At 74.0% G+C, this 14512-nt stretch carries 14 protein-coding genes and 1 riboswitch; of the genes, 12 read left to right on the top strand and 2 right to left on the bottom strand.

Features of this window, described 5'->3' with window-relative positions; translation table 11 throughout:
* The first annotated feature begins 74 nt into the window (after positions 1 to 74).
* From KLI87_RS07350 to KLI87_RS07305, 10 genes are all read left to right on the top strand, one after another.
* On the top strand, positions 75 to 1220 hold the full coding sequence (locus KLI87_RS07350) for an acyl-CoA dehydrogenase family protein (protein WP_156214213.1): 1146 nt from the start codon (positions 75 to 77) through the stop codon (positions 1218 to 1220).
* A gap of 14 nt (positions 1221 to 1234) precedes the next feature.
* A complete protein-coding gene (locus KLI87_RS07345; RefSeq protein WP_156214214.1) occupies positions 1235 to 2791 on the top strand; it encodes an AMP-binding protein in 1557 nt (518 codons plus the stop codon).
* A complete protein-coding gene (locus KLI87_RS07340) occupies positions 2788 to 3303 on the top strand; it encodes a MaoC family dehydratase N-terminal domain-containing protein (RefSeq protein WP_214616310.1) in 516 nt (171 codons plus the stop codon). The genes KLI87_RS07345 and KLI87_RS07340 overlap by 4 nt, the downstream gene beginning before the upstream one ends.
* Positions 3300 to 3746, top strand: coding sequence for a MaoC family dehydratase N-terminal domain-containing protein (locus KLI87_RS07335; RefSeq protein ID WP_214616309.1), 447 nt, complete (start codon positions 3300 to 3302; stop codon positions 3744 to 3746). The genes KLI87_RS07340 and KLI87_RS07335 overlap by 4 nt, the downstream gene beginning before the upstream one ends.
* The gene (locus KLI87_RS07330; RefSeq protein WP_173390592.1) at positions 3743 to 4699 is read left to right on the top strand and encodes a thiamine pyrophosphate-dependent dehydrogenase E1 component subunit alpha; all 957 of its coding nucleotides are present in this window, start codon (positions 3743 to 3745) and stop codon (positions 4697 to 4699) included. Before KLI87_RS07335 ends, KLI87_RS07330 begins: the two co-directional genes overlap by 4 nt.
* Positions 4696 to 5670, top strand: a complete 975-nt coding sequence (locus KLI87_RS07325) for an alpha-ketoacid dehydrogenase subunit beta (RefSeq protein WP_173390593.1) — start codon at positions 4696 to 4698, stop codon at positions 5668 to 5670. Before KLI87_RS07330 ends, KLI87_RS07325 begins: the two co-directional genes overlap by 4 nt.
* Positions 5671 to 5686: 16 nt before the next feature.
* On the top strand, positions 5687 to 5938 hold the full coding sequence (locus KLI87_RS07320) for a biotin/lipoyl-containing protein (RefSeq protein WP_156214216.1): 252 nt from the start codon (positions 5687 to 5689) through the stop codon (positions 5936 to 5938).
* A complete protein-coding gene (locus tag KLI87_RS07315; RefSeq protein ID WP_214616308.1) occupies positions 5935 to 7284 on the top strand; it encodes an MmgE/PrpD family protein in 1350 nt (449 codons plus the stop codon). The genes KLI87_RS07320 and KLI87_RS07315 overlap by 4 nt, the downstream gene beginning before the upstream one ends.
* Positions 7285 to 7291: 7 nt before the next feature.
* A complete protein-coding gene (locus KLI87_RS07310) occupies positions 7292 to 8326 on the top strand; it encodes a zinc-binding dehydrogenase (RefSeq protein WP_156214218.1) in 1035 nt (344 codons plus the stop codon).
* Positions 8327 to 8578: 252 nt separating this feature from the next.
* A riboswitch (cyclic di-AMP (ydaO/yuaA leader) is annotated at positions 8579 to 8719 on the top strand.
* A 10-nt stretch (positions 8720 to 8729) separates the two neighbouring features.
* Entirely contained in the window at positions 8730 to 9467 is a 738-nt protein-coding gene (locus KLI87_RS07305; RefSeq protein ID WP_214616307.1) for a hypothetical protein, read from the top strand.
* A gap of 60 nt (positions 9468 to 9527) precedes the next feature.
* Here the strand turns inward: KLI87_RS07305 and KLI87_RS07300 are convergent, their stop codons facing one another.
* Positions 9528 to 10805 carry a CdaR family transcriptional regulator gene (locus KLI87_RS07300; protein ID WP_156214220.1) on the bottom strand — a complete coding sequence of 426 codons (1278 nt, stop codon included), beginning with the start codon at positions 10803 to 10805 and terminating at the stop codon, positions 9528 to 9530.
* A gap of 164 nt (positions 10806 to 10969) precedes the next feature.
* Here KLI87_RS07300 and KLI87_RS07295 point away from each other — a divergent pair, with 164 nt between their 5' ends.
* Together KLI87_RS07295 and KLI87_RS07290 are read left to right on the top strand one after the other, a co-directional pair.
* A complete protein-coding gene (locus KLI87_RS07295; protein WP_214616306.1) occupies positions 10970 to 11461 on the top strand; it encodes a hypothetical protein in 492 nt (163 codons plus the stop codon).
* Positions 11462 to 11587: 126 nt separating this feature from the next.
* Positions 11588 to 13231, top strand: a complete 1644-nt coding sequence (locus KLI87_RS07290) for a serine/threonine-protein kinase (protein WP_308165885.1) — start codon at positions 11588 to 11590, stop codon at positions 13229 to 13231.
* Here the strand turns inward: KLI87_RS07290 and KLI87_RS07285 are convergent.
* Positions 13228 to 14511, bottom strand: coding sequence for a lipase family protein (locus KLI87_RS07285; protein WP_214616305.1), 1284 nt, complete (start codon positions 14509 to 14511; stop codon positions 13228 to 13230). The two genes, KLI87_RS07290 and KLI87_RS07285, sit on opposite strands and share 4 nt — an antisense overlap.
* Position 14512 lies beyond the last annotated feature (1 nt).

Here is a 14512-nt window from a genome sequence, read left to right as displayed (position 1 = left end):
TTGACAGCGATCCGCGGCCGTGTAAAAGTCGAAACCGACCGACTAGTCGGTCGATAGCGGGAGGGTGACGACGAATGGACTTCAGCATCCCGGCCGAGCTCAGCATGTTCGTCGACTCCGTGCGGCGCTTCCGCGAGCGGGAGCTGATGCCGCTGGAGCAGAGGTTCCTGACCGAGGGGAGGTTCACCCCGCAGGAGCGCCGCGACCTCCAGGAACGTGCCAGATCCCAGGGGCTCTGGGCGCTGGACGTGCCGGAGGAGTACGGCGGCCAGGGCATGGGCACGCTCGCGACCTGCCTGGTCGTCGAGGAGCTGTACAAGCACCCGGGGATGTTCGAGTTCGGCGGCAGCCCCGAGCCCGTCCTCTACCAGGCGGACGAGGAGCAGAAGAAGCGCTACCTCCATCCGGTCATCGAAGGCGAGCGCCGCAGCTGCTACGCCTTCACCGAGCCGGGCACGGGCTCGGACTTCGCCCGGATCACCACGACGGCGGTGCGCGACGGCGGCGACTGGGTCATCAACGGGACGAAGATCTTCATCTCCGAGGTCGACCGCGCCGACTTCTGCATCCTGTTCGCCAGCACCGATCCCGAGGCGGGGTCGCGCGGCATCACCTGCTTTTTGGTCGACATGGGCACGCCGGGCTTCGAGGTGTCGCGTCCGATCCCGACGATGGGCGACGACTGGGAGCCCTACGAGCTGTCGTTCACCGACTGCGTCGTCCCCGACTCGGCGCGGCTCGGCCCGGTCGGCGGGGGCTGGGCGCTCGCCTCCGAGCAGCTCACGCACGGCCGACTCAAGATCGCCGCGTTCCAGCTCGGCATCGCCCAGCGCTGCCTCGACATGGCCGTCGAGTGGGCCAAGGAGCGGGTGACCTGGGGCAAGCCGATCGCGACCCGGCAGGGCGTCCAGTGGATGCTGGCCGACAGCGCGGTGGAGCTGGAGGCGGCGCGGTACCTGGTGTACCGGGCCGCGTGGATGGCGGACGAGGGGCACACGATCCGCAACGAGGCGTTCATCGCCAAGCTGTACGCGACCGAGATGGCCCAGCGCGTCACCGACCGCTGCCTCCAGGTGTTCGGCGGCCTCGGCTACAGCAAGGAGCTGCCGATCCAGAGCTTCTTCCGGCAGGTGCGGGTGTGGCGGATCGGGCACGGGTCCTCCGAGATCCACCGCTGGATGATCGCGCGCAACCTGCTCGGCCTGTCCTCGCGGGACTGAGCGGGGGAGCCGGCATGGATCTGATCGGGAACCGCACCCTCGCCGACCTGCTCACCGAGCGGGACGCGCGGCACTCCGGCCGCGCCTGCCTGGTCGTGGAGGACCGCGCGGGCACCGTCACCGAGTACACCTACGCGGAGGTGCTGGACGCCGTCCGCCGCGCGGCGGGCGGGTTCGCGGCCCTCGGCGTCGGACGCGGCGACGCGGTCGTCCTGCACCTGCGCAACAGCGCCGAGTTCGTGTTCGCCTGGTTCGGGCTGGCCTGGCTCGGCGCCGTCATGGTGCCCTCCAACACCGCCAACTCCCCCGCCGAGCTGACCTACCTGATCGAGCACTCCGAGGCCGTCGGCGTGCTCACCGAACCCGGCCACGTCCCGCTCTTCGCGGAGGCGCCCCGGGTCGCGCACCGGATCGTCGCGCGCGGCGGCGCGGACGGTTTCACGCCGTTCGCCGACCTGCTGGCCGCGCCGCCCGCCCCGCCGTCCAAGGGCGTCGGGTCCGAGGACGTGGTGGAGATGCTGTTCACCTCGGGCACCACCGCGCGCCCCAAGGCCGTCATGATCACGCACGCGAACTGCCTGTGGGGCGGGGAGCGGGTGTCGCGCGGCGCCGCGCTGGACGAGCGCGACCGGCTGCTGACCGCGCTGCCGCTGTTCCACATCAACGCGCAGGAGATCACGCTGCTGGCGGCGCTGACCGTCGGCGGCACGGCCGTCCTGCTGGAGGACTACCACGCCAGCGGCTTCTGGCCGGCCGTGCGGCGGCACCGGGCGACGGCGGTGAGCCTGGTCGCGATGCAGGCGCGGACGCTGCTCGCGCAGCCGCCGACCGGGCGCGACGCCGAGCACGGGATCCGCCGCTGCGTCTACGCGATCAACGTTACCGAGGAGGAGAAGGACGCCTTCGAGCGCCGGTTCGGGGTGGAGCTGATCAACGGGTACGGGCTGTCGGAGGGCGGGACCGTCGTCACGATGTCGCCGGTGTTCGGCGACCGCAGATGGCCCTCGATCGGGCTGCCCAACTTCGACCGCCGGATCCGGATCGTGGACGAGGACGGGCGCGACGTCCCGGCGGGCGTGGTCGGCGAGATCCTCGTCTCCGGGGTCCCGGGCCGGACGCTGATGAAGGGCTACTTCAAGGACCCGGACGCCACGGCGGCGGCCGTCCGGGACGGGTGGCTGCACACCGGCGACAACGGCTACCTCGACGAGCAGGGCTACGTGTACTTCTTCGACCGCCGCAAGGACGTCATCAAGCGAGCCGGGGAGAACGTGTCGGCGAGCGAGGTGGAGTTCGCGCTGCTGGCCCATCCCGCGATCACCGAGGCGGCGGTCGTCGCCGGGCGCGACCCGGTGCGCGACGAGGAGGTGGTCGCGTTCGTCGTCGCGGCGGCGGGCGAGGCACCGGGGCCGGAGGAGATCGCCGCGCACTGCCGCACGCGCCTGGCGGCCTTCAAGGTGCCCACCCGGATCCATGTCGTCCCCGAACTCCCGAAGACGTCCATCGGCAAGATCGAGAAGAAGCTGCTGCGGCTGCGGCTCGCCGGGCTTCCAGGGGGAGATGAGCGATGAGCACCCTCGACGAGGTGTACCGGCGCGTCCGGGCCCAGGTCGGGACGTCCCGCCACGACGACCTCGGGCGCGTGTCCGCCCGCGACTTCCAGCGGTTCGCGGTCGCGGCGGGCGAGACCGACCCGGTGTACTTCGACGACGCGTCCGCGCGGGCCGCCGGGCTGCCGGGCGCGGTCGCGCCGCCGCTGTTCCCGACCAGCGTGCTCGGCTGGGACGCGGGCCCGCCGCAGGACGCGCTGCGTCCCGACGGCACGACCGACGACGAGATGGCCGAACTCCCCCTCGCCGGCCTGCGGATGATGGGCGCCGGGCAGGACATCGACTTCCACGCGCCGGTCCGCGACGGCACGCACATCGTGCGGGAGACCTCGATCGAGGACGTGGCGCTCAAGGAGGGCCGCTCGGGCCCGTTCCTGGTCGTCACGCTGCTGCGCGCCTACCGCGACGCGTCGGGCGCGCCGCTCGCGACCTCCCGGGAGAACCTCATCGCGCGTCCGGAGGCGGAGCTGTGACGACGCGCTTCTTCGAGGACGTGGCACCCGGCACGAAGCTGGACCCCCTCACGATGCGGCCCGGCCGGATCCAGCTCTTCCGGTTCAGCGCGGCGACCTGGAACGCCCACCGGATCCACTACGACACCGAGTACGCGGCGCGCGAGGGGTATCCGGACGTCCTCGTCCAGTCCCATCTGCACGGCTGCTTCCTCGTGCGGACGGCGCTCGCCTGGGCCGGGCCGGGCGCGCGGCTGCGCCGGTTCGGGTGGCGCAACCGGCGCATCGCCGTCCCCGGCGACACGCTGACCTGCACAGGCGTGGTGACCGCGTGCCAGGTGGAGGCGTCGGGCGGCGGGATCGTCGAGTGCGAGTTGGAGGAGCGCAACGCCGACGGGGTGCTGTGCGCGCCGGGCACCGCCGTCCTGGAACTCCCGAGACGACCCGGAAAGGACCGCCCATGAACGCGGCAACGGCTCTCCGCCTCTACCGGACGATGGCGCGGATCCGGCAGTTCGAGATCGGCGCGTCCCGGCTGATGGCGGCCGGGAGGCTGCCCGGAACGCTGCACGTGTCGATCGGGCAGGAGGCGGTCGCGGCGGGCGTCTGCGACGTCCTGCGCGGGGACGACCACATCACGACCACGCACCGGGGGCACGGGCACTGCCTCGCCAAGGGCGGCGAGCCGGTGTCGATGCTGGCCGAGCTGCTCGGCCGCGCCAGCGGGTACTGCGGCGGGCGGTCGGGCTCGATGCACATCGCCGACCCGGCGGCCGGGATCCTCGGCGCGAACGCGATCGTCGGCGCGGGCATCCCGATCGCGCTCGGCGGCGCCTTCGCGGCGGCGCGCAAGGGGCGCGGCGGCGTCGCGGTCGCGTTCTTCGGCGAGGGCGCGGTCGCGCAGGGCGTGTTCCACGAGTCGCTGAACCTCGCGGCACTGTGGCGGCTGCCGCTGGTGCTCGTCTGCGAGAACAACCTGTACGCGGAGCTGACGCCGGTGTCGGTGCACCTGGCGGCCGAGCGTGTCGCCGACCACGCCGCGCCCTACGGCGTCCCGGGCACGCGGGTGGACGGCAACGACGTGCTGGCCGTCCGGAGCGCGGCGCGGGAGGCGGTGGAGCGGGCGCGCGCGGGCGGCGGCCCCGCCCTGCTGGAGTGCATGACCTACCGCTGGCACGGCCACTTCGAGGGCGACCCGCAGCAGTACCGCGAGGACGCCGAGGTCGCGGAGTGGAAGGCGGCCGACCCGCTGAAACGGCTCGCGGAGGCGCTGCCGGACGCGGCGTCCGAGCTCGCGGCGATCGACGCCGAGGCGAAGCGCGAGATCGCCGACGCGGTCCGCGCGGCGGAGGCGGAGCCGCTCGCCGCGCCCGCGTCGGTGTCCGCCCACGTCTACAGCGGAGGTGCCGCCCGATGAGCACGACGAAGTACTGGCGGGCGGTGAACGCGGCCCTGCACGAGGAGCTCGAACGGGACGACTCCGTCCACGTCTTCGGCGAGGACGTCGGCGTGCCCGGCGGCCCGTTCGCGGCGACGCGCGGCCTGCGGGACAGGTTCGGCGAGTGGCGGGTGCGCGACACCCCGATCAGCGAGGCCGCGTTCACCGGCATGGCGGTGGGCGCGGCGATGGCGGGGCTGCGCCCGGTCGCGGAGATCATGTACTTCGACTTCATGACGCTGGCGATGGACCAGCTCGTCAACCAGGCCGCCAAGATGTCCTACATGTCCGACGGCGCGTTCTCGGTGCCGCTGACGATCCGGACGCTGTGCGGCGGCCACCGCGGGTCGGGCCCGCAGCACTCGCAGAGCCTGGAGGGCTGGCTCGCGGCCGTCCCCGGGCTGAAGGTCGTCTGGGGCGGCACGCCCGCCGACGCGAAGGGCCTGCTCAAGGCCGCGATCCGGGACGACGACCCGGTCATCGTCATCGAGAGCCTCGGGCTGTGGACGCGGCGCGGCGAGGTTCCCGACGATCCCGACCACCTGGTGCCGATCGGCGCCGGGCTCGTCCGCCGCCCGGGGACCGACGTGACGCTCGTGTGCTGGGGCGACACCGTCGCGGTCGCGGTCGAGGCCGCCGAGGCCCTCGCCGACCGCGGCGTGGACGCCGAGGTGCTCGACCTGCGGACGCTGAGCCCGCTCGACGAGCCGCTGATCCTGGAGTCGCTGCGCCGGACGGGACGGCTCGTCGTCGTCCAGGACGCGCAGGGCCCGTGCAGCGTCGGCTCGGAGGTGATCCGGCTCGCCGCCACCGACGGGTTCGCGTCGCTGCGCGCCCCGGCCGCGCAGGTGATGCCGCCGTTCGCGCCGGTGCCGTTCGCGCCCGACCTGGAGCGCGCCTACTACCCCGGGGCCGAGGACGTCGTGTCGGCGGCCCTGAAGACGATATGACGGAAGGGACCGGGGCATGACGGACATCGTGGTGCCGAAATGGGGCGCGACCATGGACGAGGCGACGATCGTCCAGTGGCTGAAGAGCGTCGGCGACCGCGTCGCCGAGGACGAGCCCATCGCCGAGATGGAGACCGACAAGGCGCAGGCCGAGATCGTCAGCCCGGTCGGCGGGACGATCGTGGAGCTGCTCGTGGAGAAGGACGCCGACGTCGTCGTGGGCCAGGTCATCGCCCGCGTCGCGGCGGAGGGCGAGGCGCCCCGATGACGCTCGCCGAACGCGTCGCCGACTTCACCGCGAACCTGAAGCCGTCCTCGATCCCGCCCGACCTCGTCGAGAAGGCGAAGGTGACGGTCCTGCACGACCTCGGCGTCGGCCTCGCCGGGCACCGCCTCGCCGCGACCGCGTACGCGTACGCGAAGGAGGAGGGCGGCTGCGGCGCCGGCGCGCGCGGCGCGCGGCTGCTGGTGGACGGCACGCCGGTGACGGCGGAGGCGTTCGCGCTCGCGACCGGCGCGCTCGTCCACGCGCGGACGCAGGACGACACGCAGGTCGCGGTGTCCACGCACCTCGGCGCGACGACGCTGCCCGCGCTGCTCGCGCTCGCCGACCGCGCCGGGCTGCACGGCGCCGACCTGCTGACCGCGCTGGTCGCCGGGTACGAGGCCGCGTCCGTCATCGCGGAGGGCGGCGCCGACGTCTCGACCGCGCGGGGGTTCCGCGCGAGCAGCGTCTACGGGCCGTTCGCGGCGGCGGCCGGGTCGGCGCGGCTGCTGGGCCTGACCGCCGGGCGGACCGTCTCCGCCCTCGGCCTCGCCGCCGCGTTCGGCGGCGGGACGAACCAGACGTGGGTCGCGGGCACGCAGGAGTGGCGCTACCAGGTCGGCGCGGCGAGCCGCAACGGCATGGTCGCGGCGCTGCTGGCCGCGCGGGGCGTCACCGGCGCGCCGGACGCGCTCGACGGCGCCGCCGGGCACCTGCGCGCCTTCACCGGCACCGTCCCCGCCCCCGCCGACCTGCGGCTCGGCGAGGACTGGCGGCTCCGGCGCGTCACCTACAAGCCGTATCCGGTCTGCGCGATCAACCAGATCCCGGTCACGCTGCTGACCGGCCTCGCCCGCCGCCACGGCATCGGAGCCGACGACGTCGTGGCGGCCGTCGTCGAACTCCCCTCCGACGACGCCGCCTATCCGGGCGTCGACGCGCACGGCCCGTTCCGCGACGTCGGCGGGACGCTGATGAGCCTGCCCTACTGCCTCGCGGTCGCGCTGCGCGAGGGCGGCATCGAGCTGGACGACCTGTACGGGTGGGACGACCCCGCGCTGATGGACCTGGTCCGCCGCGTCCGGGTCGTCCCGGCGGACCTGCCGCGCGGCGCCTGCCGGATCACCGTCCAGACCCGGGAGGACGGGACGCGCGTCGCGGAGCACGCCCCGGACCCCTCCACGTTCGACTGGGACCGCCACGAGACCGCCGACCGGCTGCGCGCGATGGCCGCCGAGACACCGCTGACCGCCGACCGGCTGGAGCGGTTCGTCGAGGTCGTCCTCGACCTCGACCGGCGGCCGGTGCGCGAGCTGGTCGACGCGACGATCACCGAACCGAAGGAGTGACCCCCTGATGCGAGCCACCCTCATCTACGGCCGCGGCGACGTCCGGGTCGAGGAGGTGCCCGACCCGGTGCTGCGGGAGCCGACCGACGCGATCGTGCGGGTGACGCGCGCCTGCGTCTGCGGCAGCGACCTGCACCGCTACCGCGGCATGGACCCCGTGGACGAGGGGCTGCGCATCGGCCACGAGTTCATGGGCGTGGTCGAGGAGACCGGCGCCGACGTGGGCTCGGTGCGGCGCGGCGACGTCGTCCTCGTCCCGTTCCTGTGGTGCGACAACTCGTGCGACTTCTGCCGGGACGGCCTGCACGGCTCCTGCCGCAACGGCGGCCGCTGGGCCGTCGGCGGGCTGGACGGCGGCCAGGGCGAGGCCGCGCGCGTCCCGCAGGCCGACGGCACGCTGGTCAAGCTGCCGGTCGGCGCCGACGACCCGGTGATCCCCTCGGTGATGGCGCTGTCGGACGTGCTGCCCACCGGCCACCACGCCGCCGTCACCGCCGGGGTCGGCAAGGGCTCCACGGTCGCCGTCATCGGCGACGGCGCGGTCGGGCTGTGCGCGGTGCTGTCGGCCGCGCGGCTCGGCGCCGAGCGGATCGTCCTGCTCGGCCGCCACCGGGCCCGCACCGACCTCGGCCGCCGGTTCGGCGCGACCGACGTCGTCCCCGGCCGCGGCGCCGAGGCGGTCGCCGCGATGCGCGAGGCCACCGGCGGCGACGGCATCCCCCACGTGCTCGAATGCGTCGGCAACACCGAGGCGTTCGAGACGGCGCTCGGCGGCGTCCGCGACGGCGGCACGATCAGCCGGGTCGGCGTCCCGCAGTACGCGCAGGCGCGCATGGACTTCGACGTCTTCATGCGCAACCTCACCATCACCGGCGGCGTCGCGCCGGCGCGCCGCTACGTCCCCGAGCTGCTGGCCGAGGTGCTCGACGGCACGATCACGCCGGGTGAGGTGTTCGACCTCTCGGTGAGCCTGGACGACATCGCGGACGGCTTCCGCGCGATGAACGACCGCGAGGCGCTGAAGGTCCTCGTCCGCCCCTGACTCGACACTGACTTCCGCCTTGACGCACGACCCCCGCAGGGCCCTGCCGCCACCGCGTGCAGGGCCCTGACGTGCACCTTCACCCTAGATCCTGATTTTGCTGGAGTTTGCCAACCATTGGCGATATGAGTAACTTGTCCCACTCGGACGCCCTCCAGGCGATCCATCACCAGTGTCCCTAGATGGGGTCATTGGTGTGACCTGAGCCGATTCTTTGCGCTCGGGCCACCACATCAGCGCCGCTGCGTCGCAGCAGCGGCGACGCCGAGTCCGCCGTCGCGCGGAGCCGGGGACCCAACCTCGCATCGGGGTGAATCGGCCTGTCACCAGGCCGTAGGGCGACTTCCAGCCCGAACCCGTCAGCTAACCCGGTAGGCGTCTGGAAGCCAAGGAGTTCCCCCCTGTGAAAGGCAAGCACGGCAGCAACTGGACCGTCCGCAACCTCAACCCCCGGGTCGCCGGAGCCGTGGCCGGAGTCGCCGCCCTCGGCGTGATCGGCGGCATCGTGCAGGTCACGACGGGCTCGTCGGGTTCCGACCCGGCCGACTCGGTGGCCGCGATCCAGACCGTCCCGCAGGCGCCGAACCAGACGGACCGGTCCCCGGCGGGCACCCCCGAGGCGCGCGAGCGCAAGGCCGGCAAGCGCGAGGCCGACAAGCGCGAACGCGACACCCGCGACCGCGCCTCGCGCGAGCGGCGCACGGAGAAGAAGACCCCGGAGCCAGTGGCCGGCCCCCGCTCGGAGGTCATCGAACGGGCCAAGACCTGGAACCCGGGCACCTCCGACCGCGTCTCCTACAGCCAGACCGACTACCACAACGGCTACCGCACCGACTGCTCGGGCTTCGTCTCGATGGCGCTCGGCCTGCCCAAGCCCGGCGAGAACACCGTCGGCCTGACCTCCTCGCGCCTCACCGAGCGCATCTCGATGTCGGAACTGAAGAAGGGCGACCTCGTCATGGACGCGCTGGGCACCAACACGACCCGGCACGTCGTCATCTTCGAGAAGTGGGCGAACAGCGACCACACCGCCTACTGGGCCTACGAGCAGCGCGGCCGCTACGGCACCGACCACCGGACCCGCGACTACGGCCTCTCGTCCGGCAGCGAGTACAAGGCGTACCGCCCGACCAACCTCTGAGCGCACGGCAAGGGCCCGGCCCGGGGCGTCCCCGGGCCGGGCTCTTGGCCGTCCCGGAGGTCAGGTGTCGGCGAGGATGCGGGCCACGGTGGCGCTCAGCGCGCGGACGCCCCGCGTGCTCGTCGGGTCGATGCCGGTCAGCTCCCGGGCCCGGCGCAGCCGGTAGTCGAGGGTGCGGGGGTGGACGTACAGGTGCGCCGCCGTCAGCAGCCGGTTCATGTCGTGGCGGTAGTAGGCGTCGAGCGTGGAGACCAGGTCGGGCCCCTGGAAGAGCCGGTCGGCGATGCCGCGCAGCCAGTGGTCGACCTCGGGGACCCGCGCGGCGCCCAGCTCGACGAAGACGTCCGCGAGCGTGGTGACCTTGCGCGGGACGGCCTCGACCGGCGCCGCCCCGCTGATCCGCCGCGCCAGCGGCAGCGCGCCGGGCAGCGCGCCCGCGTCCGCGACCGTGGCGCCGACGGCGCAGCGCCGCCCGGCGATCTCGGCGACGGCGGCGGACATGGCGAGGGCGCGCTCCCATTCCCGCTCGGAGACCTCGGTCAGTTCGGGGGGCTCCGCCGGCTCGGGGGGCTCGGCCGGTTCGGGGGGCTCGGCGGGCTCGGCGGGCTCGTCCGGTTCGCGCTCGGAGGGGCCGGACGTCGCCTCGCACGGGAGCGGGAGCAGCGCGACGAACTCGCGGGGGTCCTGCCAGCGCATCGGCACCCGGTCCGTGTCGACCAGGACGCCGATGATCTCGGCGCGGGCGGGGGGCGGGAGCGGCGGGTCCTGGTCGGCGATCCGGACGACGGTCAGCAGGTAGCGGTCCGGGACGGGCAGGCCGAGGCGCCGCGCCAGCTCGGCCGCCGACGGGTCCCCGGCCAGCAGCGCCGCCGCGAGCTGCTGGACGCGCTCGACGAGGGGCACGACGTTCCGCTGCCCGTCCAGGAAGCCGCGCGTGTAGGCGTTCTGCGCGGCGGTCCCCTGCGGGCCGACCCAGCCGAGGAGCCGCATGAGGTCGTCCAGGCCGGAGGGGTCCGCCGCCTCGTGGATCTCCCGCACCGTCAGCGTCGAGTGCAGCCCGAGCACGGACCGGTGGGCGTGCAGGGAGATCCCCGCCCGGCCGCGCTCGTGCCCGACCGAGGCGATGACCGCGAGGTCGGCGCCCGTGAACGGCCGGTCGTGCGCCGACAGCTCCACGGTGCGGCGCCGCAGCAGCACCGCGAACTCCAGCAGGTCGGTGTGCTCGCGGTCGCCCGAGGCCAGCGCCTTGTACTCGGGCAGCTCCCGCGCGTAGAGCTCCACCGCCCGGCGCGCGTTGGCGTCCACCCGTCTCGTCAGCGTCGCAAAGAGATCGCCCATCCTGTCCCCTTTCGTCCCGCGTGATTCGCACGAGAGGGGACGGCGGATGATCAACCCAGCGGCCGGAACCGGCCGCGAGCGTGACGGTCCGCCAGCGATCGGATGCCGATAGTTCTGTTAGGGTCCGACCGCAATACCCGTCCCCCGCCCCTTGGAGCTGACCCGTGGCGAAGAAGATCGCGATCGTGCTGGCCTTCGGCGGGCTGATGCTGGGCGCCACCGCGTGCGACGACGACGGCGGCGACGGTAAGGGGGACGCGAAGGCCGGGCCGTCCACGCCGTCGGCCGCCGCCACCCCGGGCGCGACCGCACCGGGCGCCGCCGCGCCCACGAGCCCCAGCGCGGCGAGCCCCACCGCGGCGAGCCCGACCCCCTCGACGCCGGCGGCCGCGCCCGCCAGGCCGAGGCTCCCCACGAGCAAGACGATCGTGATGATCGACCCTGACGGCAAGCGCTACACCTACACGGAGATGGCCCAGTTGGCGGCGGGCATGCGCGCGACCATGAAGACCGCGCCGTCGAACTTCTGCGCCAAGTCCTATCAAGAGGGCGTCAAGGGCGGCGGCAGGTTCCCGGCCGGACGCGGCGCGTGGATGTCCGCGTGCGAGGAGGGCTGGCGCCTCGGCGCCAAGCCCCGCTGGCCCACCCCGCGCTGACCCACCCCGCACTGGCCCAACCCGCACTGACCCACCCCGCGCTCACCCTGACCTACCTCGGACCGGGGGCCCGTTCCAGGGGGATATGGGCGCTTTCACCGGGGTCGCCGTTCTAGGCTGTCCGCCGTGACCTCTGGGCAGATGGTGATCGACGGGCGCTTCGAGCTGCGGGAACGGCTCGGCAGCGGCGGGATGGGCACGGTCTGGCGCGCGCTCGACCTCGCGCTGGAACGCGAGGTCGCCCTCAAGGAGGTGCGGCTCGCCGAGACCGACATGTCCGCCCTCGACCCGAAGCTCGCGCGGATGCTGCGCGAGCGGGTGATGCGCGAGGCCCGCGCCCTCGCCCGGGTCGACCACCCGAACGTGGTGACCATCCACCACATCGTGGACTCCTCCGAGATGCCGCACCCGTGGCTGGTGATGGAGCTCGTCCGGGGGAAGTCCCTCCAGGACCGGCTGGAGGAGGGGCCGCTGTCGCCCGCCGAGGGGGCGGCCGTCGGGCGCGGCGTCCTCGCCGCGTTGCGCGCCGCCCACGAGGCCGGGATCTGCCACCGCGACGTCAAGCCCGGCAACGTCCTCCTGCGGATGGACGGAACGCCCGTCCTCACCGACTTCGGCATCGCGGTGCTGGACGAGGCGTCCCGCGTCACCGCGACCGGCGGGCTCGTGGGCTCACCGGAGTACATCGCGCCGGAGCGGCTGCACGGCACGGAGGGCGACCCGGCGTCGGACCTGTGGTCGCTCGGCATGCTCCTCTACGTCGCCGTGGAGGGGCGCAACCCGGTGCGGCGCCCGACCCCGGCCGCGACGCTGGCCGCAGTCATGACCGCGCAGATCCCCCCGGCCCACCGCGCGGGGCCGCTGGCGCCCGTCCTCCAGGCGCTGCTGGTGCGCGACCCGGCCGCCCGTCCGACGCCCGACCAGCTCGACCGCATGCTCGCCCACGCGGCCGGATCGTCCGCCACCTCCTTTCCGGACTCGACGCCCGCCCCCTTTCCGGCCCCGCCGCCGCCACCCGGCACCGACCCCGGCTCCTCCGGTTCGTTCCCCGGCACCTTCCCGCCGCCGATGCGGATCACCGGCCCGGCCGCGCCGCCGCCTCCGCGCCGGCGGGCGCGGACGGCCGCGACGGCCGTCATCATCCTCGCGATCGGCGTGGTCGCGGCGGTCCTCACCACGATCGCCATCGCGGTCCCCCGCATGATGGACGCCCTCGACAGGGCGGCCGCCGGCAGTCCCGGCACCACCCATACGGACGACACGCGCAAGAGCACCGGGAACGCGAGCGGGACCAAGAAGGGCGACGCGGCACCGAAGACGCTGCTGACGCCCGCCGCCGTCCGCGATGTGATCAAGAAGTTCGAGCAGGCGTCGGGCAGCAAGCGGTTCGCGGAGTTCACGGTGTACGAGGAGCGCGCGTCCGCCGACGCCCCCGTCGCCGGGCGCCGCGCCGCCTTCGACAACTACACCTACGAGAAGGGCGCGGACGCGGCGATCCGCAGCCGCCCGAGCGTCGCCATCACGACCGGCGACGCCAAGGTGGACCTCGACATCTTCAACTGGGACGCGCTGCCGGCCCTGCTCAACCGGGCCGCGCGGACGCTCAAGGTGCCGAAGCCGACCAACCGGTACGTCATCGTCAGCGCCGCGTGGACCTTCAACGGCGACAAGCCCACCATGATGATCCACTTCACCGACGAGTACGACGGCGGGTACCTCGCGGTCAACACCCAGGGCAAGGTCATCAGCACGCACCCGGCCGACTCCTAGCGCGTCCGGCGCAGCCAGCGCAGGATGTCGGGGACGCCGCGCCTGAGCGACCCCATGTGCCGCGACTCCGGCCCGTAGTCCACGACCTGCGGCCTCGCGCCGTGCGCGCGGAGGGCGCGCGCGCACGAGAGCGTGTTGGCGTAGGCGACCTGCTCGTCGCCGGACCCGGCGAACAGCCGGACCGGGACGTCCGGCCGCCAGTCGCACGTCCCGTCCGAGGACCGGATCGCCTTCAGCAGCGTGCCGGACGGGTGCGCCAGCCGCTTCCGGTACGCGGGCGTGAGCAGCTGCTCGGGCGTGTCGGGGAGCTTCGGCAGGATCTCGGTGGCCTCGTTCTTCGACCCGTCGAACAGCCCCTCCACGATCGAGTCGTAGGGGGCGTTGAACACCTCCGACGGCGACCGGTACAGGCCGAACCCGTGCTTCCACGCCACCGTGACGTAGGAGAGGTAGAACACCGACGCCTTCGGCGCGAGCGTGGTCGTGGGCGACAGCGACGCGGGAAGCTGCGCGCGGCGCAGGTCGAACGGCCCGCTGACCGAGGCGATCGGGCCGAGCCGCAGGGAGGGGTCGGCGCCGCGGCCGAGCTCGCGGCCGAGCGCCATGGCCGCCACCCCGCCCTGGGAGAACCCGGTCACGGCGACGCGCGGCTGGAACCGGACGCCGTGGGAGCCCGCCACCGTCCGCGCGGCGCGCAGCATGTCGAGCGACGCCGACGCCTCGGACGCGGAGTGCATGTACGGGTGCGGGCCGGGCCCGAGCCCCAGCCCGAGGTAGTCGGGGGCGACGCCCGCGTACCCGGCGGCGGCGTAGTAGACGGCGGCGACCCGGCCCTGGCCGTCCTCGGCGGTCGCGCCCGCGTCCTTCCTGCTCGCGAGCGTCCCGTGGGCGAAGCTGACCGCCCGCACCGCCGTGCCCGGGGCCGTCGCGGGCAGCGCCACGATGCCGCTCGCGGTCGTGGGCCGCCCGGTGGGCGTGATCGTCCGGTAGACGACGCTGTAGGCGTCCACGCCGTTGCGCGGGCGCGGCGACGCGAAGGCGTCGTCGATGTCCTTCAGGTAGGCGCCGGTCTGGGCGCCGGTCATGTGGGCCACGCGGGTCGCCGACACGACCGTCCCGCGTCCCGGCGCGGCCGCGTCCCCGGACACGTGGCGGGCCGGGGCGAAGCCGGAGTCGTCCAGGGCGAAAGCGGCGGCGGGGACGGCGGTCAGGACGACCGCGCCGCCGGCGAGCGCGACCCCGGCCCGGCGGGACCGGAGGCGAACGATGGAGTTCTTCATG

This window comes from Actinomadura sp. NEAU-AAG7 (assembly GCF_018603865.1).
Taxonomy (GTDB): Bacteria; Actinomycetota; Actinomycetes; order Streptosporangiales; family Streptosporangiaceae; genus Spirillospora; species Spirillospora litoris.
The sequence above is the reverse complement of the archived record's forward strand: the minus strand, read 5'-3'. Positions and strand labels throughout refer to the sequence as shown.

Coding starts and splice junctions, on each gene's coding strand:
- KLI87_RS07350 (WP_156214213.1), top strand. CDS start 75: ATGGACTTCAGCATCCCGGCCGAGCTCAGCATGTTCGTCGACTCCGTG.
- KLI87_RS07345 (WP_156214214.1), top strand. CDS start 1,235: ATGGATCTGATCGGGAACCGCACCCTCGCCGACCTGCTCACCGAGCGG.
- KLI87_RS07340 (WP_214616310.1), top strand. CDS start 2,788: ATGAGCACCCTCGACGAGGTGTACCGGCGCGTCCGGGCCCAGGTCGGG.
- KLI87_RS07330 (WP_173390592.1), top strand. CDS start 3,743: ATGAACGCGGCAACGGCTCTCCGCCTCTACCGGACGATGGCGCGGATC.
- KLI87_RS07325 (WP_173390593.1), top strand. CDS start 4,696: ATGAGCACGACGAAGTACTGGCGGGCGGTGAACGCGGCCCTGCACGAG.
- KLI87_RS07320 (WP_156214216.1), top strand. CDS start 5,687: ATGACGGACATCGTGGTGCCGAAATGGGGCGCGACCATGGACGAGGCG.
- KLI87_RS07315 (WP_214616308.1), top strand. CDS start 5,935: ATGACGCTCGCCGAACGCGTCGCCGACTTCACCGCGAACCTGAAGCCG.
- KLI87_RS07310 (WP_156214218.1), top strand. CDS start 7,292: ATGCGAGCCACCCTCATCTACGGCCGCGGCGACGTCCGGGTCGAGGAG.
- KLI87_RS07300 (WP_156214220.1), bottom strand. CDS start 10,805: ATGGGCGATCTCTTTGCGACGCTGACGAGACGGGTGGACGCCAACGCG.
- KLI87_RS07285 (WP_214616305.1), bottom strand. CDS start 14,511: ATGAAGAACTCCATCGTTCGCCTCCGGTCCCGCCGGGCCGGGGTCGCG.